Origin of the sequence: Paenibacillus solanacearum, assembly GCF_910593845.1 — a bacterium.
GTDB lineage: Bacteria > Bacillota > Bacilli > Paenibacillales > NBRC-103111 > Paenibacillus_G > Paenibacillus_G solanacearum.
In genome coordinates this window covers 1-22,491 of record NZ_CAJVAS010000044.1, presented here as the reverse complement: position 1 = coordinate 22,491, position 22,491 = coordinate 1, and the positions used below count along the sequence as shown (strand labels likewise).

At 50.6% G+C, this 22,491-nt stretch carries 21 protein-coding genes, 1 tRNA gene and 1 other RNA gene; 20 read left to right on the top strand and 3 right to left on the bottom strand.

All coding sequences use genetic code 11. The annotated features are described in order from the left end of the window. The 3 genes from whiA to KXG62_RS28285 all read left to right on the top strand — a co-directional run bounded on the left by whiA (window position 1) and on the right by KXG62_RS28285 (window position 3,368). A complete protein-coding gene (gene whiA, locus KXG62_RS28295) occupies window positions 1-930 on the top strand; it encodes a DNA-binding protein WhiA (protein ID WP_218095387.1) in 930 nt (309 codons plus the stop codon). Between the two features lie 209 nt (window positions 931-1,139). Next, window positions 1,140-1,409, top strand: a complete 270-nt coding sequence (locus tag KXG62_RS28290; RefSeq protein WP_054819201.1) for an HPr family phosphocarrier protein — start codon at window positions 1,140-1,142, stop codon at window positions 1,407-1,409. A 183-nt stretch (window positions 1,410-1,592) separates the two neighbouring features. Beyond that, window positions 1,593-3,368, top strand: coding sequence for a stalk domain-containing protein (locus tag KXG62_RS28285; RefSeq protein ID WP_218095386.1), 1,776 nt, complete (start codon window positions 1,593-1,595; stop codon window positions 3,366-3,368). A gap of 163 nt (window positions 3,369-3,531) precedes the next feature. Here KXG62_RS28285 and clpP read toward each other — a convergent pair whose 3' ends face one another. Both clpP and KXG62_RS28275 read right to left on the bottom strand, forming a co-directional pair. Next, window positions 3,532-4,113, bottom strand: a complete 582-nt coding sequence (gene clpP, locus KXG62_RS28280; RefSeq protein ID WP_218095385.1) for an ATP-dependent Clp endopeptidase proteolytic subunit ClpP — start codon at window positions 4,111-4,113, stop codon at window positions 3,532-3,534. A gap of 123 nt (window positions 4,114-4,236) precedes the next feature. Further along, window positions 4,237-4,311 (bottom strand) — tRNA-Arg (locus tag KXG62_RS28275). A gap of 287 nt (window positions 4,312-4,598) precedes the next feature. Here KXG62_RS28275 and KXG62_RS28270 point away from each other — a divergent pair. The 17 genes from KXG62_RS28270 (at window position 4,599) to KXG62_RS28190 (ending at window position 20,877) form a co-directional block, all read left to right on the top strand. Further along, complete coding sequence (locus KXG62_RS28270) at window positions 4,599-5,627, top strand: sugar-binding transcriptional regulator (protein ID WP_218095384.1); 1,029 nt, start codon at window positions 4,599-4,601, stop codon at window positions 5,625-5,627. A 143-nt stretch (window positions 5,628-5,770) separates the two neighbouring features. Next, complete coding sequence (gap, locus tag KXG62_RS28265; protein ID WP_218095383.1) at window positions 5,771-6,778, top strand: type I glyceraldehyde-3-phosphate dehydrogenase; 1,008 nt, start codon at window positions 5,771-5,773, stop codon at window positions 6,776-6,778. A gap of 234 nt (window positions 6,779-7,012) precedes the next feature. After that, the gene (locus KXG62_RS28260) at window positions 7,013-8,194 is read left to right on the top strand and encodes a phosphoglycerate kinase (protein ID WP_218095382.1); all 1,182 of its coding nucleotides are present in this window, start codon (window positions 7,013-7,015) and stop codon (window positions 8,192-8,194) included. 15 nt (window positions 8,195-8,209) lie between these two features. Further along, window positions 8,210-8,962, top strand: coding sequence for a triose-phosphate isomerase (tpiA, locus tag KXG62_RS28255; RefSeq protein ID WP_218095381.1), 753 nt, complete (start codon window positions 8,210-8,212; stop codon window positions 8,960-8,962). A 1-nt stretch (window position 8,963) separates the two neighbouring features. Further along, on the top strand, window positions 8,964-10,505 hold the full coding sequence (gene gpmI, locus KXG62_RS28250) for a 2,3-bisphosphoglycerate-independent phosphoglycerate mutase (protein ID WP_218095380.1): 1,542 nt from the start codon (window positions 8,964-8,966) through the stop codon (window positions 10,503-10,505). Between the two features lie 46 nt (window positions 10,506-10,551). After that, a complete protein-coding gene (gene eno / locus KXG62_RS28245; protein WP_218095379.1) occupies window positions 10,552-11,844 on the top strand; it encodes a phosphopyruvate hydratase in 1,293 nt (430 codons plus the stop codon). A 235-nt stretch (window positions 11,845-12,079) separates the two neighbouring features. Next, window positions 12,080-12,778, top strand: a complete 699-nt coding sequence (locus tag KXG62_RS28240) for a M50 family metallopeptidase (protein WP_218095378.1) — start codon at window positions 12,080-12,082, stop codon at window positions 12,776-12,778. A 12-nt stretch (window positions 12,779-12,790) separates the two neighbouring features. Next, on the top strand, window positions 12,791-13,552 hold the full coding sequence (locus KXG62_RS28235; RefSeq protein WP_218095377.1) for a sugar phosphate isomerase/epimerase family protein: 762 nt from the start codon (window positions 12,791-12,793) through the stop codon (window positions 13,550-13,552). A gap of 122 nt (window positions 13,553-13,674) precedes the next feature. Continuing rightward, window positions 13,675-13,914 (top strand): preprotein translocase subunit SecG, encoded by a 240-nt coding sequence (secG, locus tag KXG62_RS28230; RefSeq protein WP_218095376.1) that lies wholly within the window; start codon window positions 13,675-13,677, stop codon window positions 13,912-13,914. 511 nt (window positions 13,915-14,425) lie between these two features. Next, entirely contained in the window at window positions 14,426-16,888 is a 2,463-nt protein-coding gene (gene rnr / locus KXG62_RS28225; RefSeq protein ID WP_218095412.1) for a ribonuclease R, read from the top strand. A 131-nt stretch (window positions 16,889-17,019) separates the two neighbouring features. Next, window positions 17,020-17,502: an SsrA-binding protein SmpB gene (smpB, locus tag KXG62_RS28220; RefSeq protein WP_218095375.1), complete on the top strand. Its 483-nt coding sequence runs from the start codon at window positions 17,020-17,022 to the stop codon at window positions 17,500-17,502. Window positions 17,503-17,744: 242 nt separating this feature from the next. Beyond that, window positions 17,745-18,109, top strand: a transfer-messenger RNA (tmRNA) gene (ssrA, locus tag KXG62_RS28215). 437 nt (window positions 18,110-18,546) lie between these two features. Beyond that, entirely contained in the window at window positions 18,547-19,107 is a 561-nt protein-coding gene (locus tag KXG62_RS28210) for a hypothetical protein (RefSeq protein WP_218095374.1), read from the top strand. A 4-nt stretch (window positions 19,108-19,111) separates the two neighbouring features. Then, window positions 19,112-19,606: a hypothetical protein gene (locus KXG62_RS28205; protein ID WP_218095373.1), complete on the top strand. Its 495-nt coding sequence runs from the start codon at window positions 19,112-19,114 to the stop codon at window positions 19,604-19,606. A gap of 421 nt (window positions 19,607-20,027) precedes the next feature. Then, window positions 20,028-20,390, top strand: coding sequence for a hypothetical protein (locus KXG62_RS28200; protein ID WP_218095372.1), 363 nt, complete (start codon window positions 20,028-20,030; stop codon window positions 20,388-20,390). 35 nt (window positions 20,391-20,425) lie between these two features. Continuing rightward, on the top strand, window positions 20,426-20,614 hold the full coding sequence (locus KXG62_RS28195; RefSeq protein WP_218095371.1) for a helix-turn-helix domain-containing protein: 189 nt from the start codon (window positions 20,426-20,428) through the stop codon (window positions 20,612-20,614). Further along, window positions 20,611-20,877: a hypothetical protein gene (locus KXG62_RS28190; RefSeq protein WP_218095370.1), complete on the top strand. Its 267-nt coding sequence runs from the start codon at window positions 20,611-20,613 to the stop codon at window positions 20,875-20,877. Before KXG62_RS28195 ends, KXG62_RS28190 begins: the two co-directional genes overlap by 4 nt. Before the next feature lie 336 nt (window positions 20,878-21,213). On the opposite strand, the gene KXG62_RS28185 is transcribed toward KXG62_RS28190, so the two are convergent. Then, window positions 21,214-22,077 carry a hypothetical protein gene (locus tag KXG62_RS28185; RefSeq protein ID WP_218095369.1) on the bottom strand — a complete coding sequence of 288 codons (864 nt, stop codon included), beginning with the start codon at window positions 22,075-22,077 and terminating at the stop codon, window positions 21,214-21,216. Between the last annotated feature and the right edge of the window lie 414 nt (window positions 22,078-22,491).

Below are 22,491 nucleotides of genomic sequence, written 5' to 3'. Positions count from 1 at the left end.
ATGTCCTTCGCCGCCCAGACGAAAAAGGAACTTACGATGGTCGATACCGACAGCTGCTGCGAGATGGCGGAGCTTTCTTCGCTCATTCGCATGAACGGTGCCGTACAGCTGAACAGCCAGAAGATCGTGCTTGATATATCGACCGAAAATGCGGCCATTGCCAGACGCATCTATTCGCTGTTAAAAAAGAAGTTCCAAGTGCATACCGAGCTGCTGGTTCGCAAAAAAATGCGGCTGAAAAAAAACAACGTTTATATCGTTCGCGTCCCGAATCAGGTGCAGCCGATTTTATCGAAGCTGCATATCGTTTCCGATGGCTTTCTGTTTACCCCGGGGATCGCCCCGGCCATCATCCGCAAGAGCTGCTGTAAACGCGCTTATTTGAGAGGCGCTTTCCTAGCTGGCGGGTCCGTCAACAACCCGGAGGGATCTTCGTATCATTTGGAAATTTATTCGATGTACGAGGAGCATTGCCAGGCGCTTTGCCGGCTGGCGGGCGAGTTTGATTTGAATGCGCGCTGTATCGAGCGGAAGAAAGGTTTTGTCCTCTATATCAAGGAGGGGGAGAAAATCATTGAGTTTCTCAACCTGATCGGGGCGCATCAAGCGCTGCTGCGATTCGAGGATGTCCGGATCATGAAGGATATGCGCAATTCGGTCAACCGGCTCGTCAATTGCGAAACCGCCAACTTGAACAAGACGATCGGTGCCGCCGTTCGGCAAATCGATAATATCCGTCTTCTCCAAAAAGAGATCGGATTGGATAATTTGCCCGACAAACTGCGGGAAGTTGCGGAGATTCGCCTTCAGCATCCGGATATGAATTTGAGCGAGGTCGGCGAAATGCTGAAGGGCAATGTCAGCAAGTCCGGGGTGAATCACAGGCTGCGCAAAATCGATGAAATGGCGGAGAAACTCCGAAAATCGTAGGCTTCGCAGCGAAAATATAGATTTTTTGTGTAAATTCTCAATATTTCTAGTGAAATCAGCCGAAAAATGCTATAATGGATGATAAATCGCTTTTTTTATTTGCTCAGTAAGTCCGAGTACGTTTATCCGTGGTGGTTCAATTACAATTGGGGCATAAGCCTGATCACTATGTTTGGATTAATTCAAAGATTTTAGGGGGTATTGGTTGCATGTCGAGACGCCCAGTAGTCGTCAAATTGAAAACAGGCCTTCATGCCAGACCGGCTGCACTTTTCGTGCAAGAAGCGAACAAGTTTTCTTCCGAAATTTTCGTGGAGAAGGACGAGAAGAAAGTGAACGCCAAAAGCATCATGGGGATCATGAGTCTGGCGATCAGTACCGGCACGGAAGTACACATTAGTGCAGAAGGATCGGACGCCGAGCAGGCTGTAAACGCTTTAGTCGCATTGGTTAGCAAAGAGGAATTGGAGAACCAATAGTCACTTCGGACGGCTTCCGCAAGGAAGCTTTTTCCTTTGGTTTGGAACGATTTGCAAAGGCAGGAAATGCGCAACCTTTTATCGTGCGGCGCGTCTATTAAGACGTATGCGTTAAGCGGATAAAAGGTTTTTTCTGTTGGCGGGTACACCTAGAGAGCGGCAGAATGGAAGAGGAGCAGTGAGATGAGATCGATGAAGAAAGAACTGACCATGGTAATGGTCATGAGTATGCTGCTAGCCTTCGGGATGGAACCGATCGCGACGGCGGCGAAACAGGAAGCGCCTATGTCCTCCGGGACAACCTATGTGCTGTTGTATCTCGATAAGCCCGATGCCTTCTTGAACGGCCAGCAGGTGACGCTGGACGCTCCAGCAACGATCCTGAAAGATAAGACATTCGTGCCGGCGAAGTTTTTGGGCGACGCGTTCGGTATGAAAGTGGAGTGGAATGAGAAGACGCGGATGATCGAGATGATAACCCCGACGAACAACATCTTGCTCGACAGCGACAATAAGTCGGTATGGATCAACGGTTACTGGCAAAAGTTCGACGATGTCGCCGCAATCGTGAACGGCCGGCTGATGATCAAGCTGACCTGGCTCGCCGATTATATGGGGGCAAAATATACGTACAATAACGAGCTTCGGCGCGTGGATGTCATTTATACGAAGCCGCCGCAAGGCATCTACAATCCGAAGAGCGGCAATTCGAAGCCGGTCGCAAAGTTCACCTTTGCGAAGCCAACCTACAAATTGGGCGAGCCGGTGAAGTTTGTAGATCTTAGCTACGATCCGGATGCGGAGGGAACAATCAAGTACGAGTGGACAGGCCGTCAGGAAGCTTACTTCGTGCCGGGTACATATCCGATTACACTGACGGTACAGGACATTCATGGCAATAAGAGCGAGTCGTACACGCGCAATCTGGTGATCTCGAACGATACCTACTTGAGCGCGATTGAATATCCGATCTTCATGAAGCCGGTCGGATCGTTCATTACGACCGATTGGAGCACCATTTGGGGAAATTTCTGGGAGCTGCCGCAGCTGCCGAAGACCGCGACGGAAGATCGCTCCCGCAAGCTCCTCGTCAGCGACAGCCCGGAGGAGTTCACAGAGAAGGGGATCTTGTACCAGGACGATGTGGAAGGGAAGGGAAGGCTGTACGCGGATCACATCAACGGGACGACGGAAAAGGTCACCCTGGCGATTCTCGCGAAGAATACGACCAATCAGCCGGTCACGATCAAAACGACGAACAAGGGCGAAGTATGGCCGTCGGTGTACGCGAATCTGATCGGCAGTGAAGCGACGGTCGACTTCCTGCTCGGCGATCCGCTGGAAGAAACGTTGACCGTTCCGCCGAACCAGACGTTTATTTATAAGCAGTTCCCGGACTTTTACCCCGGGCAAGGCGTGAATTTGTTCTATGACGTGGAGACAAGCGGCAAAATTCAGTTTTCGTTCGTCGCGACTGGCGAAGTGAGTCAGAGCTCATTGACGCTGCCGCTGCTGCCGTTCACCGGCCACGTGCGCGGTTCGTTCCCGGTATCGCAGGTTAACTGGCAGATCGACGCCAGCTCGTTCACGACGCCAAGCCGGCTCATTATCGGCGACGGCAAGACCGACCCGTTCCAGCCGGGCTATGACCCGATGCGCAAGATGGAAGTGAAGAACGACGGCAATTATGGCGTCATTTATAAAATTCATGCCGATAAGCCAAGGAAAATGGCAGTCATGATCATGGCGAAGGGCGGCGTGTTCAAAGGGCCGTTCAAAATTAACGGTGACATCCGGCTGGTTCCGGAATCCGGCGTCATTACGGCGTTCGACGGGATGCAGATTCTTGCGAAAACGACGGGCAAGGAAGACGCGCTCGACATCGAATTCAGCCCGCCGGCCGGCTCGGCTTTCCCGATCGAGTTGATCTTTTATCCGCTCGACGATCGGGCGCAATAAAGCAGCGGGATTGGCCCAAAGACAAAGACTCCTCTTTCCATCAGCCTCGTACAGGCTGCGGAAGGGGAGTCTTTGTCGTCCGTTTCATTTCGTGCGTGCGGGCATGCAAAAAGCCCTGCATCGGTTGAATAGTACCGCTGCAGGGCTTGCGCTGCTTATACCGTTAAATACGCTCGATTACGTTATCGATCAAGCCGTATTGACGCGCCTCTTCGGCAGTCATGAAGTTATCGCGGTCCGTATCCTTCTCGATGCGTTCGAACGATTGGCCGGTGCGCTCAGCAAGAATCGTATTCAGCTTGTCGCGTAATTTCAAAATCCGCTTGGCGCGAATTTCGATGTCGCTCGCCTGTCCTTCCGCGCCGCCGAGCGGCTGGTGGATCATCACTTCGCTGTTCGGGAGCGCGAAGCGTTTGCCTTTGGCGCCCGCTGCGAGCAGGAAAGCGCCCATGGAAGCGGCCATCCCGACGCAAATCGTCGATACGTCCGGCTTGATGAACTGCATCGTGTCGTAGATCGCCATGCCCGAAGTGATGGAGCCGCCGGGGCTGTTGATATACAAGCTGATGTCCTTGTCCGGGTCCTGCGCGGCCAGGAACAACAGTTGCGCAATAATCGTATTGGCTACAACGTCGTTGATCGGACTTCCCAGAAAAATAATGCGGTCCTTAAGCAGACGCGAGTAAATATCGTAGGCGCGTTCCCCTCTTGCGTCCGGTTCGACTACCATTGGAATAAAACTCATTTGCTGCAGCCTCCTTTATTTTAAACTATATCCATCATATCGGAAAAACAAACAAAGGTCAAGAAAGGTCAAACGAGAACATGAAAAAAATCAGTGCTTCCACTGATTCGGTTATTTATTAAATGGCGCGCCCGTAAGGAATCGAACCTTAATCTCAGGCTCCGGAGGCCTACGTCATATCCATTGGACCACGGGCGCATATGATGATTGCGTCAACGTCTTGCTTGAATTATTTATCGGTGACAGCAAAATTGATTATATCCGATATACGGAAGGATTGCAACTGCCTGGCTGCATTTTTTTTGAACAAACATTTCCAATGCAAAAGTAGCGTAAATCGAATGTTGAATACTTGAAGCATGGCGAAAATTGGTTTATAATAGTGACAGCTAAGTGAACAGCTTAGCGACTTTTTTTGAAACTTGTGGGACTTAAAATGTTATACCGGGACAAAAAGTGTCCATGATTTAGGAGGGAGTGAGCTTGTGAGAGAAATTCTCGATATTCAAAAACAGCTTCTTCCGGATTTAATGGATACGATGAAGAAACGCTATACGATTCTGCACTACATTTTCGTGTCCGGATCGGTAGGCAGGCGATCGCTGGCCGTTTCGCTTAACACGACGGAACGCATCCTTCGCGCGGAAGTGGATTTTTTGAAGGAGCAGGGCCTCATCGAGGTGGAGTCGTCCGGGATGCGGATCAGTCCGGCCGGCCGGCAGCTGCTTGATTCCATTGAGCCGCTGGTGAAGGATTTATTCGGCCTTACCGAGCTGGAAGAGCGAATCCGTTCGTATTACGGTCTGAAGCAGGTCGTTATCGTACCGGGCGATTCGGATGTCTCTCCTCATACGAAGAAGGAGCTTGGACGCGCCGGCGCCGTCGTGCTGCGCAAGCTGATCGCAGAGGATGAAGTTATCGCCGTAACGGGAGGATCGACGCTGGCTGAGGTCGCCTACCATATGACCGCAACGACGCCGCTCAAGGGCTGCTGGTTCGTACCGGCGCGGGGTGGACTCGGGGAAAGCGTGGAGCTGGAGGCGAATACGATCGCTTCGACGATGGCGAAGAAAACCGGAGCAAGCTACAGGCTGCTGCACGTTCCGTATTATCTTGGCGAAGAAGCGTACCAGTCGCTGATGCAGGATCAGAGCATTGCCGAGATTATCCAATTCATCCGCAGAGCGCGGATGGTCGTTCACGGGATCGGGGAAGCTATGGTGATGGCCAGACGGCGCAAGGTAGACCCGGAGACGACGGAAAGCTTGCGGCGCGACGGAGCGCTTGCAGAGGCGTTTGGGTATTACTTCGACAGGCAGGGCCACATTTTGCAGAAGATGCCGACCGTGGGACTTCGGATCGAGGACATTCACGAAATGGATATGGTCATCGGCATCGCCGGCGGCAAGAGCAAGGGCGAAGCGATTACTTCGGTGCTGCGTCACGGTCATGAGAATGTGCTCGTCACGGACGAGGCGGCGGCGCTGGAGATCGTGCAAAGATTGTCATCATGACAGGCCAAATGCCTGTCTTGAAATAGTTGGTATCCTTTGGCGCAGGCAATGCCTGCACGAACCGAGCCAACAAGCTGCAGCGGACGGCGTGCCTAACGCCGGAACGGGCAGACAAAAACTATCATTCTGGGAGGAACACAATCATGGCAACGAAAATTGGTATTAACGGTTTTGGACGTATCGGTCGTAACGTATTCCGGGCAGCGCTGAACAACTCGGAAGTTGAAGTTGTAGCAATCAACGACTTGACGGACGTAAGCACACTTGCGCACCTGCTCAAATATGACACGACGCATGGCAAGCTCGACGCTACGGTAGAATTCACCGAAGGCGCTTTGATCGTTAACGGCAAGACCGTAAAAGTATTTGCTGAGCGCAATCCGGAAAACCTGCCATGGGGCGCAAACGGCGTTGAAATCGTTGTTGAATCCACAGGGATCTTCACAGCGAAGGAAAAAGCTGAGCTTCACTTGAAAGGCGGCGCGAAAAAAGTTATCATCTCCGCACCGGCTACCAACGAAGACATCACGATCGTTATGGGCGTAAACGAAGACAAATACGATCCGGCTGCTCATACTATTATTTCCAACGCTTCTTGCACGACGAACTGCTTGGCTCCTTTCGCCAAAGTGCTCAACGACAAGTTCGGTATCGTAAAAGGGATGATGACGACTGTTCACTCCTACACAAACGACCAATCCGTTCTGGACTTGCCGCATAAAGACTTGCGTCGTGCCCGCGCCGCAGCAGAAAACATCATTCCATCCACGACAGGTGCTGCTAAAGCCGTTTCCCTCGTGTTGCCTGAACTGAAAGGCAAATTGAACGGCATGTCTTTCCGCGTGCCTACGCCGAACGTTTCCGTAACGGACCTCGTTGCTGAGTTGAAAGTGAACGTAACCGTTGACGAAATTAACGCTGCGCTGAGAGAAGCGGCGAACGGCCCGCTGAAAGGCATCTTGAACTACACTGAAGAGCCGCTCGTATCCAGCGACTTCAACGGAGATCCGGCTTCTTCCACAATCGACGCACTGTCCACGATGGTTGTCGGCGACAACATGGTGAAAGTCGTTTCCTGGTACGACAACGAGTGGGGCTACTCCAACCGTGTTGTGAACCTGGCCGCTTACATCGCTAAAAAAGGTCTGTAATTTAAAATTGTGGAAATGAGCTTGTAGTGTTTGAAACGCACCTCGCGGCACTCTGCTGGCGTGTACTCGAAGGTCCCGGAAGAGCATCGGCAAATGGCTGAATGTCTTTCCTGGCCCGGGTAGGCGCAGGCGGCGCGCGAGGTGCATTTCAGCATGAACCGTGCTTATGCCCACAATTTTTGTGTGTTCGGATAGAAGCATAAGAGTGAACAACCATTCAGGAGGCGACGATCGATGAACAAGAAAAGCGTTCGTGACGTAGAAGTAAGCGGCAAAAAAGTGTTTGTTCGCGTAGATTTCAATGTACCGCTCGATAACGGCGCAATTACCGACGATACGCGGATTCGCGGGGCGGTTCCGACAATCAAGTATTTGACGGAGCGCGGCGCGAAAGTGATTTTGGCGAGCCACCTGGGTCGTCCCAAAGGACAAGTCGTCGAAGAGCTGCGTCTGACGCCGGTAGCGGCGCGTTTGTCCGAATTGCTCGGCAGCCCGGTAGCCAAAGCGGACGAAGCGATCGGCGACGCGGTTAAAGCGAAAGTTGCGGAACTGAAGGACGGCGACGTGCTGCTGCTTGAGAATGTTCGGTTCTATGATGGCGAAGAGAAGAATGATTCGGAGCTGGCCAAAGCATTTGCGGAGCTGGCTGACCTGTACGTCAACGACGCGTTCGGCGCCGCTCACCGCGCACACGCTTCGACCGAAGGCATCGCGCATCATTTGCCAGCCGTATCCGGCCTGCTGATGGAGAAAGAGCTGGAAGTGTTGGGCAAGGCGCTCAACAACCCGGACCGTCCGTTCACGGCAATCGTCGGCGGCGCGAAAGTGAAAGACAAAATTGCGGTCATCGAGAAGCTGATCGAAATCGCCGACAACATCATCATCGGCGGCGGCTTGTCCTATACGTTCTTCAAGTCCAGAGGACTGGAGATCGGCAAATCGCTCGTGGATAACGATCGTCTGGAGCTTGTACAGCAGTTCGAGCGCCGCGCGCAGGAGAAGGGAGTCAATTTCCTCTTGCCGGTTGACGTCGTAGTCGGCGATGCTTTCAGTGCAACGGCCAATACGAAAGTCGTGCCGGTCGATTCCATTCCGGCGGATTGGGAAGCATTCGACATCGGGCCGAAAACGCGCGAGATGTATGCAGAGACGATTCAAAATTCCAAGCTGGTCGTATGGAACGGGCCGATGGGCGTATTCGAGCTTGAGCCGTATGCAAACGGAACGAAGGCGGTAGCGGAAGCTTGCGCAGCTACGTCGGGTTACACTGTCATCGGCGGCGGCGATTCGGCTGCAGCGGTTGAAAAGTTCCATTTGGCTGACAAAATGGATCATATTTCCACCGGTGGCGGAGCATCCCTTGAGTTTATGGAAGGCAAGGCGCTTCCGGGCGTCGTTGCACTGAACGATAAATAAGGAGGCGAACGGATTATGCGTAAACCGATCATTGCAGGCAACTGGAAAATGTTCAAAACCGTACAGGAAGCGGTGTCCTTCGTAAATGAAGTCAAAGGCAAAGCGGAAGTAGACGGCGTCGACAGCGTCATTTGCGCGCCTTACACGAATCTCCCTGCGCTTGTTGAAGCGGTCAAAGGAACGGCGCTCAAAGTCGGCGCACAAAACCTTCACTTCGAAGACAGCGGCGCGTTCACCGGCGAAATCAGCGGCGTGATGCTGAAGGATCTTGGCGTGGAGTACGTTATCATCGGCCACTCCGAGCGCCGCGCTTACTTCCTGGAAACGGACGAAATCGTCAACAAGAAAGTGCAAGCGGCGTTCAAGCACGGCTTGACACCGATCTTGTGCGTGGGCGAAAAGCTGGAAGAGCGGGAAGCGGGGCAAACGAAGGACGTATGCAAAGTGCAAACGGAAGCGGCTTTTGCCGGTCTGAGCGCAGAGCAAGCGGCCCAAGTGGTCATCGCGTACGAGCCGATCTGGGCGATCGGAACAGGCAAATCGTCGACTGCAGACGATGCCAACGAAGTGATCAGCTACATCCGCGAATTGATCGCGGGCTTGTACGGCGCCGGCACGGCGGAAGCGATTCGCATCCAGTACGGCGGCAGCGTCAAGCCGAACAATATCGGCGAATACATGCAGCAGCCGGATATCGACGGCGCGCTTGTAGGCGGCGCCAGCCTGGAGCCTGCATCCTACATCGCGCTGGTTGAGGGGGCCAAGTAAGATGTCCAGACCGAAACCGGTAGCACTCATCATTCTTGACGGCTTCGGCCTTCGCGGCGACACCCAAGGCAACGCGGTGGCGCAGGCGAAGAAGCCGAACTATGACCGGTATTGGGCGGAATATCCGAATACGACGCTGACCGCTTGCGGCGAAGCCGTAGGGCTGCCGGAAGGGCAAATGGGCAACTCGGAGGTCGGCCACCTGAATATCGGTGCGGGTCGTACCGTATATCAAGATTTGACCCGGATTTCCAAGTCGATCCGCGAAGGCGAGTTTTTCGAGAATGAGACGATTCTTGGCGCCATTCGCTATGCGAAGGAGAACGGCAAGAAGCTTCACTTGTACGGACTGCTGTCCGACGGCGGCGTACATAGCCATATCGCGCATTTGTTCGCGCTTCTGGAAGTATGCAAGCGGGAGCAGTTTGAGGAAGTATACATTCATGCGTTCCTGGACGGCCGCGATGTTGCGCCGGACAGTGCCGTGAAGTATATGGAAGAGCTGCAAGCCAAAATCGCAGAGATCGGCACCGGCCGGATTGCAACCGTGCAGGGCCGCTATTATGCGATGGACCGTGACAAGCGCTGGGAGCGTACGGAAAAATCGTACCGCGCGATGGTTTACGGCGAAGGGCCGCAGTATCAAGATCCGATGGCTGCGATCAAAGAATCGTATGAACGCTCGGTATTCGACGAATTCGTCATGCCAACGGTCATTACGAAAGCTGACGGCACACCGGTTGGCTTGGTGGAGTCCGGCGATGCGGTCGTCTTCTTCAACTTCCGTCCGGACCGAGCCATTCAGCTATCGCAAGTGTTCACGAACAGCGACTTCCGCGGCTTCGACCGCGGCGACAAAGCGCCGAAGGACTTGTACTACGTCTGCTTGACGCTGTTCAGCGAAACGGTTGGCGGCTATGTCGCGTATAAACCGAAAAACCTCGATAATACGCTCGGCGAAGTGCTTGTGCAAAACAACCTGAAGCAGCTCCGCATTGCCGAAACGGAAAAATATCCGCACGTGACGTTCTTCTTCAGCGGCGGCCGGGATGTGGAATTGCCGGGTGAAACCCGCATTCTGATCAATTCGCCGAAGGTTGCAACCTACGATCTGCAGCCGGAGATGAGCGCATACGAAGTTGCGGAAGCTGCAGTCAAAGAAATCGAGGCCGAGCGCCAGGACGTCATTATCCTGAACTTCGCCAATCCGGACATGGTCGGACATTCCGGCTTGCTGGAACCGACGATCAAGGCCGTGGAAGCGACGGACGATTGCCTCGGTAAAGTGGTGGAAGCCGTTCTTGCCAAAGGAGGGGTCGCACTGATCACGGCCGACCACGGCAACGCGGACGTTGTGACCAATCCGGACGGTACCCGCAATACGGCGCATACGACGAACCCTGTGCCATTTATATTGACACGCAAACATGCTACACTAAGAAACGATGGCATTTTGGCGGATATCGCCCCTACGATGCTGGAGCTGCTCGGTGTGGCCCAGCCGCAGGAAATGACCGGCAAGTCGCTGCTTGCAGGCAAATAGATTTTTCGACGATCTTAATAAAAACAAATAAGGAGTGTATCTGACAATGACTGTAATCTCTAACGTTTACGCTCGCGAAGTTCTCGACTCCCGCGGTAACCCGACAGTCGAAGTAGAAGTATATTTGGAATCCGGCGCACGCGGCCGCGCGATCGTGCCTTCCGGCGCCTCCACCGGCGCTTACGAAGCAGTTGAGCTTCGTGACGGCGACAAATCCCGTTACCTGGGCAAAGGCGTTCTGAAAGCTGTTGAGAACGTAAACGACATCATCGCTCCGGAAATTATCGGCATGAATTCGCTGGATCAAGTGGGCATCGACAAGCGCATGATCGAGCTCGACGGCACGCCGAACAAAGCCAAACTGGGCGCGAACGCGATCCTGGCCGTTTCCATGGCGGTTGCCCGCGCAGCGGCTGAAGCACTGGACGTTCCGCTCTACGTATATCTCGGGGGTTTCAACTCCAAAACACTTCCGGTTCCGATGATGAACATCATCAACGGCGGCGCGCATGCGGACAACAACGTAGACGTACAAGAGTTCATGGTATTGCCAGTAGGCGCTCCTACATTCAAAGAAGCGCTTCGCACAGGCACGGAAATTTTCCACAGCCTGAAAGCGGTACTGAAGGAAAAAGGCTTGAACACGGCTGTAGGCGACGAGGGCGGTTTCGCACCGAACCTGGGCTCCAACGAAGAAGCGATCCAAACGATCATTACCGCGATCGAGCGCGCAGGCTACAAGCCGGGAGTTGACGTATTCCTCGGTATGGACGTTGCGTCCACAGAGTTTTACAAAGACGGCAAATACCATCTCGAAGGCGAAGGCAAATCGTTCACATCCGCTGAATTCGTTGATTTCCTCGCTTCTTGGGTGGAAAAATACCCGATCATCACGATCGAAGACGGCTGCTCCGAAGACGACTGGGAAGGCTGGAAGCTGCTTACCGACAAGCTCGGCAGCAAAGTACAGCTCGTGGGCGACGACTTGTTCGTAACGAACACGAACCGTTTGTCCCAAGGGATCGAAGGCGGCATCGGCAACTCGATCCTCGTTAAAGTGAACCAAATCGGTACACTGACCGAGACGTTCGACGCGATCGAAATGGCGAAGCGCGCAGGTTACACGGCGGTTATTTCCCACCGTTCCGGTGAAAGCGAAGACAGCACGATTGCCGACATCGCCGTTGCTACAAATGCCGGCCAAATCAAAACCGGCGCTCCGTCCCGTACGGACCGCGTAGCGAAGTACAACCAATTGCTCCGCATCGAAGACCAACTGGGCGGCGTCGCTCAATACGGCGGCAAAACGGCATTCTACAACTTGAAAAACTTTAAATAATCGTTTTTCATTAATATATTTGTCAGGCATTTGACCTTTTGATGAGCCGAAAGGCGAAGGGCAGAGGTTTGCCGGAAGAGTTTACGTGTCGCCTTTGAAAACGGGTTGTTACCGACAGGTAATTTTCATAGAGAACCCGTTTTCAAGAGCGACCGGAGGCAAATCCCGCTGACCCGCAGCCGAGCCGAGAGCCATCAACGCAGTTCAAAGCCTGACTCCTCCCGGAGGGGATCATATGATAAAGACAATACTGTTTCTCGTGGTATCGGCTTTTTTAACCCATTTGATTCCCTTCAGCGATTTTTTTCGCAATCTCGACACGACAATTCATGAGTTTGGCCATGCGGTGGTAACCTTGCTGCTGTCCGGCAATGTGATGAAGATCGAGCTGTTCGCCAATCACAGTGGGGTAACCTACTCGCAGGTGACGTCTCGATGGAGTCTCATTCCGATTGCGCTGGCGGGGTATACGACCGCTTCTTTGTTTGCGCTGTTTCTGTTCAAGCAGCGGTCTCGCGGCAGGCAGCGGCTTGGCCTGCAGGTCATGACGGTCATTGCCATTGTGTCGCTTGTCTTTTTCGTACGCAACGAGTTCGGGGTCATGTGGCTGCTCGGCTTCGTCATTCTTAACGTGCTGATGCTCGCCTTTATGCCGAAGTGGCTCATGGATTTGTATTATTTGCTGCTGGCGTTCCTCACACTGGAGGAATCCGTGTTCGGGCCGTTCTCGCTCATTTTGTATACCTGGGACGATCCGGCCAAAGCCGGCGATGCGACGAATCTCAGCCTTGCGACGCCGATTCCAGCGATCGGATGGGCCTTGATCTTCACGCTCTTTGCGCTATGGTGCGCGGTTCGGGCGATCGGACATTTCTTGGGCGGGAAGAAACCATCGAGCCGCCCTCAGCGATATCAGACTCAGTATGATGAATAAAGGAGAGGTACTATGGCGAACATTCCGGTAGGGCTGCAGCTTTATACGCTTCGGGAAGAGACAAAGCATGATTTTATCGGCACGCTGCGCAAGGTGGCGGAGCTTGGATATCGGGCTGTCGAATTTGCAGGCTACGGCGGCATCCCGGCCAAGGAGATGAAGCAGGTGCTCGGCGATCTCGGGCTCGCCGCTCCTTCAAGTCATGTCGGGCTTCAGCTTCTGGATAATGAGCTTCATCAGCAGATCGAATACAGTCTTGAGATCGGAGCGAAATATATAGTTTGCCCTTGGCTTGACGAGAAGCTGCTCCAAGAAGAGGAGAGCTTTCAGCGGCTGATGGAGAAGTTCGCCCGGATCGGCGAAGAAGTAAAGCGCAGCGGCCTTCAATTCGCTTACCATAATCATGCGTTCGAATTTCAGACGGCTTCAACCGGGAGGCCGATCCTGGACCGTATGTATCAGTCGGTCAGCAGCGACCTGATGAAGGCGGAACTGGACTTGTATTGGGTGAAAAAGGGCGGTTATGACCCGAAAGCATACTTACTGTCCTACAAAGGCCGGGCGCCGCTAATTCATGTGAAGGATATGGCCGATGATGCGGAAGGGACGTTTGCCGAGGTCGGACACGGCATTATCGATTACAAGCCGATCTTCGAGGTGGCGGAAGAAGCCGGCGTCGAGTACTATATCGTAGAGCAGGATCGCTGCCAGAGGCCGGCGCTGGAGTCGGTGCAGATGAGCATCGAGTATTTGAAATCGATCGGCATTGCTTAAAACGTGATAACCGAGGGGCTGATGATCCGGGTTCGGATTTGTCAGCCCTTTTTTTTTATGCTATAATACTCATACTGTCTATTTTCGGACAAGATTGTTTCAAGCTTGCAGGAGGTGGAAATATGGAAGTTGTACTTAAGATCATATTGGTCATCGCATCGCTTGGTTTGATTGCGGCTGTGCTGCTGCAGCCAGGCAAGAGCGCGGGTTTATCCGGTGCCATCTCCGGGGGAGCGGAGCATCTGTTCGGAAAGCAGAAGGCGAGAGGACTGGAACTGTTTTTGTCTCGTCTTACGATGGCGCTGGCAGTCGTGTTCTTTGTTTTGTCTCTCGTGGTAGCTTATTTCGTAAAAGCGGCTTAATATAAAAGAAAGACAGCAGGAGAATGATGCTCCTGCTGTCTTTTTTCGTATGGTCTCTATATGGTTTGCTTCACATGCGAGCATTCGATGGTTTCTTTTGTAGGGCTTCGATCATACGCTTTTCTTATACATAGCCATTTCGGCCGGAACGATGCCATATACCATGCTGCAGCTTGTTGTCTCAAATCCAACCCCGATGGTTACGCTTGACATAGGGCAGGATACAGCGTTTGTGCGGTCTGACGCTTTACGGTGGAGAATCCCCCTTTCGCAAATCGCAAGTCTATGGATAAAATGGGAAGACCTACGGCCATGAATCTCGACGAACATCGAAATTTAAAAAATGAAGGGGCGTTTGGCCGGTTTCGTTATTCAAAAGCGGCTAAAACGGGTACAATGATAAAACAGTGCCTTTTTCACCACGGACTTTGGTGGTTGTGATGGGGACAGGGGACTAGACCGCGGCAGCGATAATCGCCATACGTTATAGAAGAAGAGGCAGGTGAGCATGATGATCACACGTGAAGAATTAATTGATTTTATGAAAGAAACGGCATACAAGCCGATGACGTACCAAGAGCTCGAAAGGCAGTTCGATATTAGCGATGCCCAGGAGTTCAAACAATTTTTGAAGCTGCTCAACGAGCTCGAGAATGAGGGGCTCATTTTGCGCACGCGCAATGAACGCTACGGTGTCCCCGAGCGAATGAATTTGATCCGCGGCAAGCTGCAGGCGCATGCCAAAGGCTTCGGTTTTCTTATACCCGAAGACCGGGATCATCCGGATGTATATATTCACGCCAATGATATGGCAACGGCCATGAATGGTGATATCATCCTGGTTCGCATCAACTCCAAAAGCACAGCCGGCGGCCGGATGGAAGGGGAAGTCGTTCGCGTCGTAAGCCGGGGCAATACGGAGATCGTCGGATTGTTCCAGTCCCATGACGAGTATGCCTTCGTCATTCCCGATGACAAACGGGTTGTGCGGGATGTGTTTGTGCCGAAGGATGCTTTCAACGGAGCGATGGACGGGCATAAAGTCGTCGTCAAAATCGTTTCATATCCTGAAGGCCGCGCCGCGGCGCAAGGGGAAGTTATCGAGATTTTGGGACATAAAAACGACCCGGGTGTCGATATCTTGTCCATCATCCGCAAACATGGGCTGCCTGAAGAATTTCCCGACGATGTGATGGAGGAAGCGTCGGAAGCGCCGGATACGATCAGCCCCGAGGAGCTGGAAGGGCGCCGCGATTTGCGCGGCAAACGGATCGTCACCATCGACGGTGAAGATGCCAAAGATTTGGACGACGCGGTCAATGTCGAACGGCTGTCCAACGGGAACTACGTGCTAGGCGTTCATATTGCTGACGTCAGTTATTACGTGCGCGAGGACTCCGCACTGGACCAGGAAGCATATAATCGCGGCTGCAGCGTCTACTTGGTCGATCGGGTGATCCCGATGCTGCCCCACCGGTTGTCCAACGGCATATGCTCGTTGAACCCGCAGGTGGACCGGTTGACGATGTCCTGTGAGATGGAATTCGACCCGCAAATGAATGTCGTGCGGCACGATATATTTACTTCGGTCATTAAGACGAGCGAGCGTATGACGTATAAAAACGTACGCCTGCTGCTGGCCGGCGAAGCGGAGCCGGAGATCGCGGAAAAGTACGCCTACCTGATGGATGACTTCCGGACCATGGAAGAGCTGGCGATGAAGCTGCGCAGCAAGCGGATGAAGCGCGGCGCGATCGATTTTGATTTTATCGAGTCGAAAATCCTGGTCGACGAAGACGGCAAGCCGACCGATATCATCAAGAGGGACCGGACCGTCGCCGAGATGATTATCGAGGAATTTATGCTCGCGGCGAACGAAACCGTCGCCGAACATTTTTACTGGCTCAAGGTGCCGTTCCTGTACCGGGTCCATGAAGATCCGGATGCGGAGAAGCTGCAGCATTTCATGGAGTTTATTACTAACTTCGGCTATGTCGTGCGCGGCAAAGGCAATACGGTCCATCCGCGGGCGCTGCAAACGCTGCTGGAGGAGATTCGCGGCACCAAGGAAGAGACGGTCATCAGCACCGTCATGCTGCGTTCGATGAAAAAAGCGATGTACGATTCGCAGAGCCTTGGCCATTACGGGCTGGCGGCGGAATACTACTCGCATTTCACGTCGCCGATCCGGCGTTATCCCGACCTTATCATCCATCGCGTTATTCGCGAGGTGCTCGAAAGCGGTGGTCTACTAAGCGATGCAAGGCATGAATATTTGGCATCGCGGATGGACGACATCGCCAAGCAGTCATCGGACCGGGAACGCGTCGCGGTCGATTCGGAGCGGGAGACGGAAGCGCTCAAGAAGGCGGAGTACATGCTGGACAAAGTCGGCGAAGAGTTCGACGGCATTATCAGCAGCGTAACGAGCTTCGGTATCTTCGTGGAGCTGGGCAACACCGTCGAAGGGCTTATCCGTCTATCCGATCTGACGGACGATTATTATCATTTCCACGAAGCGCAGCATGCGCTGATCGGCGAGCGCACCTCGCGCATTTATCGCCTTGGTGATGAGGTTAAGGTGCGCGTGGCGCGCGTCAATATGGATGAACGCACCATCGATTTTGAGATGGTGGATATGAAGCCGCGGAAGCAGAAGGTCAGCTTGGTCGACGCGCTGAACAACGTGCGCAAGAGCAAGCCGGGCGGGCGGCCGGGCCGCACTGCCCGCGAAGGCGGGGCAGCCGCAAGGCGCCCTGCCGCCGCAGGCGGTGGTCGTCCGGGGCGCGGGGAACGCGCCGCCAAGGGCCGCGCTGCGGGTGGTGGAAGCCCGGCCCGCGGCAAGGGACCGGGCGCGGCCAAGTCGCGCGCCATGGAGGCTGCACGGCCCGCCGGCGAGGTCGGCGGAACTGGCATCAGCTTCGGCGGCGGCACCCGGCCGAAGAAGAAGCGCAAAAAAGTCGTGAAGCGCTAAGCCGCCGCTTCGTGCATTTTATACGTGCCTGCTGCGCGTGCGCTCTTGATTTCAGGGGATGGAGTTTGGTACAATGGACTCCATCCCTTATTGTGGGATAAGGCTGTCCGGAAGGAGGCGTTCCGCGGAAGATGAGCACGAAGAAGAGCGATAGTAAAGTATTGGCGCAAAATAAAAAGGCGTCCCACGATTATTTTATCGAGGAAACGTATGAATGCGGGCTCGTGCTGACCGGCACGGAGATCAAGTCGCTGCGCAACGGCCGGGCCAACATCGGCGATGCGTTCGCGCTGATTCGTAACGGCGAAGCGTTCATTCATAATATGCATATCAGCCCGTTCGAACAGGGCAACCGGTTCAATCCGAGCGATCCGACGCGAGCGCGCAAGCTTCTTCTGAAGAAACCCGAGATTAACAAGCTTCTTGGTCTCGCCAAGCAGGAAGGATACACGTTGGTGCCGCTGAAGATTTACATCCGCAACGGCTACGCCAAGCTGTTGATTGGCCTGGGTAAAGGCAAGAAGCAGTACGACAAGCGCGATACGGCAGCCAAACGGGATGCCCAGCGGGACATTCAGCGCGCGCTGCGCGAGAAGCAGAAGGTGGCCCGCTAAGCAGGATCTGCCTGCGGTGGCAGTTCGCTTCATGATTTCCATGAAGTCCTGCTTCTTTTTGAATGAAAGTATGTTATACTAATTAGGCATCGAGATCTTGTAAGAAAAAACGCACTGTTGATCACAACACGATACCGATTAGCGACAGTGAGATCGGTTCGTGGCATAAGCAGCAGGTAAGTTTTTTACCATAACCTTTTACGGAATCAATTAAGGGCCCTCTAGCGAGGGCCCGCCTATGCGGGGACGTTCTTGGATTCGACGGGGATAGTTCGAGCATGGGTCGCGGGTAGCGGGGACGCGTCCGCTTCATCAACGCTAAAGCCAATTAAATGGCAAACAACAACAAACCTACGCTTTCGCAGCTTAATAACCTGTGAGCGTGCTCCTGCTTAGCATCGCCCATGTGCTAGGATAGGGGCTCAACCTTAGTGGGATACGCCGTTCGGTCTCCGCCTGGGGTCGGACGGAAGAAGACAATCAGGCTGACCCAACGCGCAGCGGGTTACGGCGCGGCGCTCGGGTGACATCAAAACCGTGACTACACCCGTAGAAGCCTGTGTGGCGTTATCTTCGGACAGGGGTTCGACTCCCCTCGTCTCCATACTAAAAACCCGCTCATTGAGCGGGTTTTTACCTTTTAAAAGGTCAAAATTGTAGACGAATTGTAGACGATAATATTATTTAAGGTTTATTATTGAAAATGTTGTAGACGAATTGTCTACAAAAATCATAGGCACGAAAAGTTTCATTAATGACGTTCTAAGATTTCTCATGACAAATTTCCAAGGTTGTTAGATAATAATAACAGAAACCCTTTAGAAATCTTGTGACAGATAGGTTATTTATTTCCCACTGACGGGTAAAATATATAGATGAAGAAGAGGGATATAAATTGTTTATTCATGATAAACATGAGGAAATACTTCAGTTAATTGAAGGGAAACCGTTGAAAAACTTCCTCAGACAATTTGGATTAACAGGTGGGAGTAGTAAGGCTATCGCCGACGAAAAATTCTTGACACTTTAGTAAAAGACGATGAGGTGACAGCGGAAAAAATTCCACATTCTGCGTTTGTTAAATGGATTAACAGATGGTATATATCGGGAAATAAAAACGTTTTTATTTTTGAGTTACGGTCAATAGGGCGATTAAGAAGCAAAAATGAAATTGAACAAATCGTACAAGTCAGTCGGCTCAAGGAAAAGTTAGGTTCTTTAGAAGATACAGATAAACCTTTAGAACCAACGATGATCATGTTTAATGTAAGACATGACGATGAAATTGTAAACGCTCTGGAGTTCGGTTTTGTGCAATTGGGACAGCTTAGGGAATTGGATGAAGATAATGACGTTATCACTTGGACTCCAATTAACTTCTATGTATATGTTGAAATTGATTTGAACAATGGGCAACTATCTGTTTGGATTGAGCCAACAAAAAAATTGCATAAGCTTGGCCATGCAAAAAAGGGATCTTTCCAAGATGTTGCTGAAGAATACAAAAAGACTTATTTCCGCGATATTTGGATTAACCTTCGAAGACAATTCATGGATTTCAAAGGCACTTTACCTGATGTAGGAAGAGGATACAAAACTCGATGATGAGTTGATTAAAGGCAAACTTGATCTTTTTAAGCCTGATCTTACTGACATGCTTAAAAAGCAACTGCCAATTCTCGGTATCGATAAGTTTACTGTGGAAGAGGTTAGTGGGAAATTCTCCTCCTTAATGGAAGGACTATTAATCAGGCAATTTGGCATACAGCAGACTGAAAGAACTGGATGGGTAAAAAAGCATCGGGTCTTTGATGGTACGGCTGTTGTAGAAACGTCAAATGACCTGCCAATATATAACGCTACTTCTCATTATGGTCTCCAGGCAATTGTAAATGAGGTCGGGGAAATTAACAAACTCGAATACACGTGGACGCCAAATGATGAAGAAGAGGATGGTAACTTTAGTACAACTATTCAGTATTTTGATGGTTTCTTTGGGATAACATTCTGGGGATTTAGGGAGGAGGAAGAAATTCGCCATGTATTATCCGGAATTAATGGATATAAGCAAAGAGTACTCCCTCCACCTGGAGACAATAATTAAATTTGATTATTGGCTTGGAAAAAGGGATTGGACACAGCGGAGAGGCCTTCGTGCCTCTCAATTTGTAAGTGACTGTCAGTCTGATCCATCACAAGCACAAATTCTAATGATCTATGCAGCTGAGAAAAAAGTTCTAAAGAAACAATATATCTTCTTTTGTCCTTATTGCACTGAAAAGATATAACGACATTTCTCAAATTGAGTTAGAGAGTGTCTGTCACAACAATGGTGAAACGTATAGCCTGGGTGAAAATATCCATAATCTTATACTTGTCTTTGATATTATTAAAGAACCCAGTGAGCAGGGAATGGTGAAATCATGAGCCTTGACTCACTAAAATAATATCTAAACAATCCTGATCTTCTAAAGAACTTCGGAGATACAGAGTTTTGTTGGCCCCTAGATGAACAGTATGATCAAATGCTGGCTGCAGTAGAAGAAACCTTTAAATGGCCTAGGGAAAGAAATGATGAAAAAGGAAAACGACTTGAACATTTAGCAACTTATCTACTTAATAGATTAAAATGTGTTGAGGTAGTTCATGATTTAAGAATTGAAAGCAACCAAATTGATCACAAAGTAACATTGAATTTCCTCGCGGGGTTTCATCCATTTCTTAAAGAAATAGGACTTAATATTATCTCGGAATGTAAAAATCAAAAAGCTTCAATTGACGTTGGGCAAGTTCAAAAAGTCGGCGACTTACTGGATTCACATAATGTAAATCTATATAGAACGCAATTAATAAACCATCAATGCTACATCAATCGCCAAATCGGGTAATGAAATGTAACAACGAAGCCGAGGTGGCGATAAAAATGAAGAACGAAGAAATCAAGCGATTGAATGCAGCGATGAAAGATACAACGGATAAGCGTTTGTATGAAAGGATTCTAGCCGTCCGCCTGCGTCTGGAAGGACACTCATTTACGGAAATCGGCGATTTGCTCGGTCGAATTCGTCAAACCATCATGGAAACGATTGATCGTCTGCTGGTCAGGTTATGATATTAATTGCGGTTTATATAGGAATATTCTTTTCTCGAAAAAAAATTGCAGGGGATGGATGGAAGGACGCTGAAGGAAGGCGGAAGAAAATTTACTGTAGGAAACAAAAGGCTATTATTTCATTTACTTTTAAAGAACTTACCGAGCTTAAGGAGAAAGAACTAAACCTTTTAACGGTTATGCGTGAAAAATATGAACGGTTAAAATTTCAAGTAGAAGAGGATGAGGTATCGGTAGTAGAATTGATAACCAGGAAAAGGTAAAAGCTGTATTAAGGACACTTTTCGAAAAAGGATATTTTACATACTTGGAATATGAGGCAAAGATTGTGTTAGTAGAGGAATTACAATAACCGGTGAGAAGGGCTAATCTAAGCAACTTTCTCAAAAATCCGGATACATGGTTCGTCTTCAACAATAAGCCCGCTCAATGAGCGGGCTTTACCTTTTATATCCCCAGTTTGTAGATCAATTGTAGACAAGAAAATATATGTTATAACTAGACAAAGGCGGATGTCTATGATCGGCCTTTTGAAGTTAATCAATCAGGATTGATTTGAACTTGTTGAAAATGAGTTCCTCACGCTCTTCAAAAAATTTCTAAAAATTATCGAGAGTGAGCGATACCCCGTCAGGGATATAATGCTTTTTCATATAGTCAGCTTTATCTTGAGGTTGAGGGTATTCTTTAGATAGCCACTTCTCAAATTCAGCATCTGACTTTTCTTGATTAGGAACCCCTTCAAGCAGCTGCAGATTACCAATATAATCGTAGTTGTCGAGATAAAACTGGATCTTATCCTCTGGAATACCCTTTTTACGCAACTTCGTTTTGGATGAAATAAGGCTGCGCGGGAAAATGTGATCCTGATGAAATGTATTGCGATAGTCCAGGCTAGGATAAAGAAGTGAAAGGAGCGAGAAGGCATACTTACCACCATACTTAGTGTAAAGCAAATCCCCAATTTCTTCTTCATCGAACTTGTAATTTTTATTTGATACCCTAAGATCCGCCTTTATGGAATCAAGTGGGAATGCATCAGGACTGCCTTTAATAATCTCTCTGATAGGGCGGAGTACACTGTCTGGCTGGCCACCAAAGATCTGCTTTATAAGCGAAATAAGAACAAATTTTTTAATTTGATCGCGTTCATTCCGATAAGCGGATGATTCGACGTAGTTCTTCGGGATACCTTTTTTATAAAGATAGTAAGCTACTGGAATAACAACGTAATTGGCAGTTAAGGTTTTATAATTAAACCCGAAGCTCGCGAGTAGCTCCACTGTTGTTCGTATGGCGTTGGCGATATTATCCCATTCTTCTTCAATCTTCCTCATATTACTTGCATTAAAGTTGTCCACCTTGAACGCAATATCCGGGAAGTCGCAAAGCACCAGGCAAGTTTTAAGGACCAAATCTTTATTAAAATCAAATGTATCACCGTACTCGTTAATCTCATCCACGAACTGAGTTATGGTTTCACGTGCATCACGTTCTTTCCATTGTGCAGTAGCGATGGATAGTAGAAGGTCGGAGTAACTTAGTTGTGTGCCGCCGCTGTTAACACGGATAAAGATATTGAGTACCTTGTCCAGCTCTTGGCCTTCCTCTAAAAGTGTGGTGAAAAATCAGTTTTTGGTATTGACTTTCTGACGAGCCAGTTAAAGAAAAACATTGAAATGTGTAAATGCCAAGCAAGTTGAAGGATACGCTGTGCCCGTGAAGTTTACATTAGTGCATACGGAGTGACCCGTTTTGGGAGATTTGGCTTTGAATCGGCATAGACGTTTTAGATTTTGGACAATGGCCGTCCATGTTGCTTGCTCTTGCATGCGCCCCAGACCGCGGCTCTTCGCTCGGTCCATGCCATGAATGTT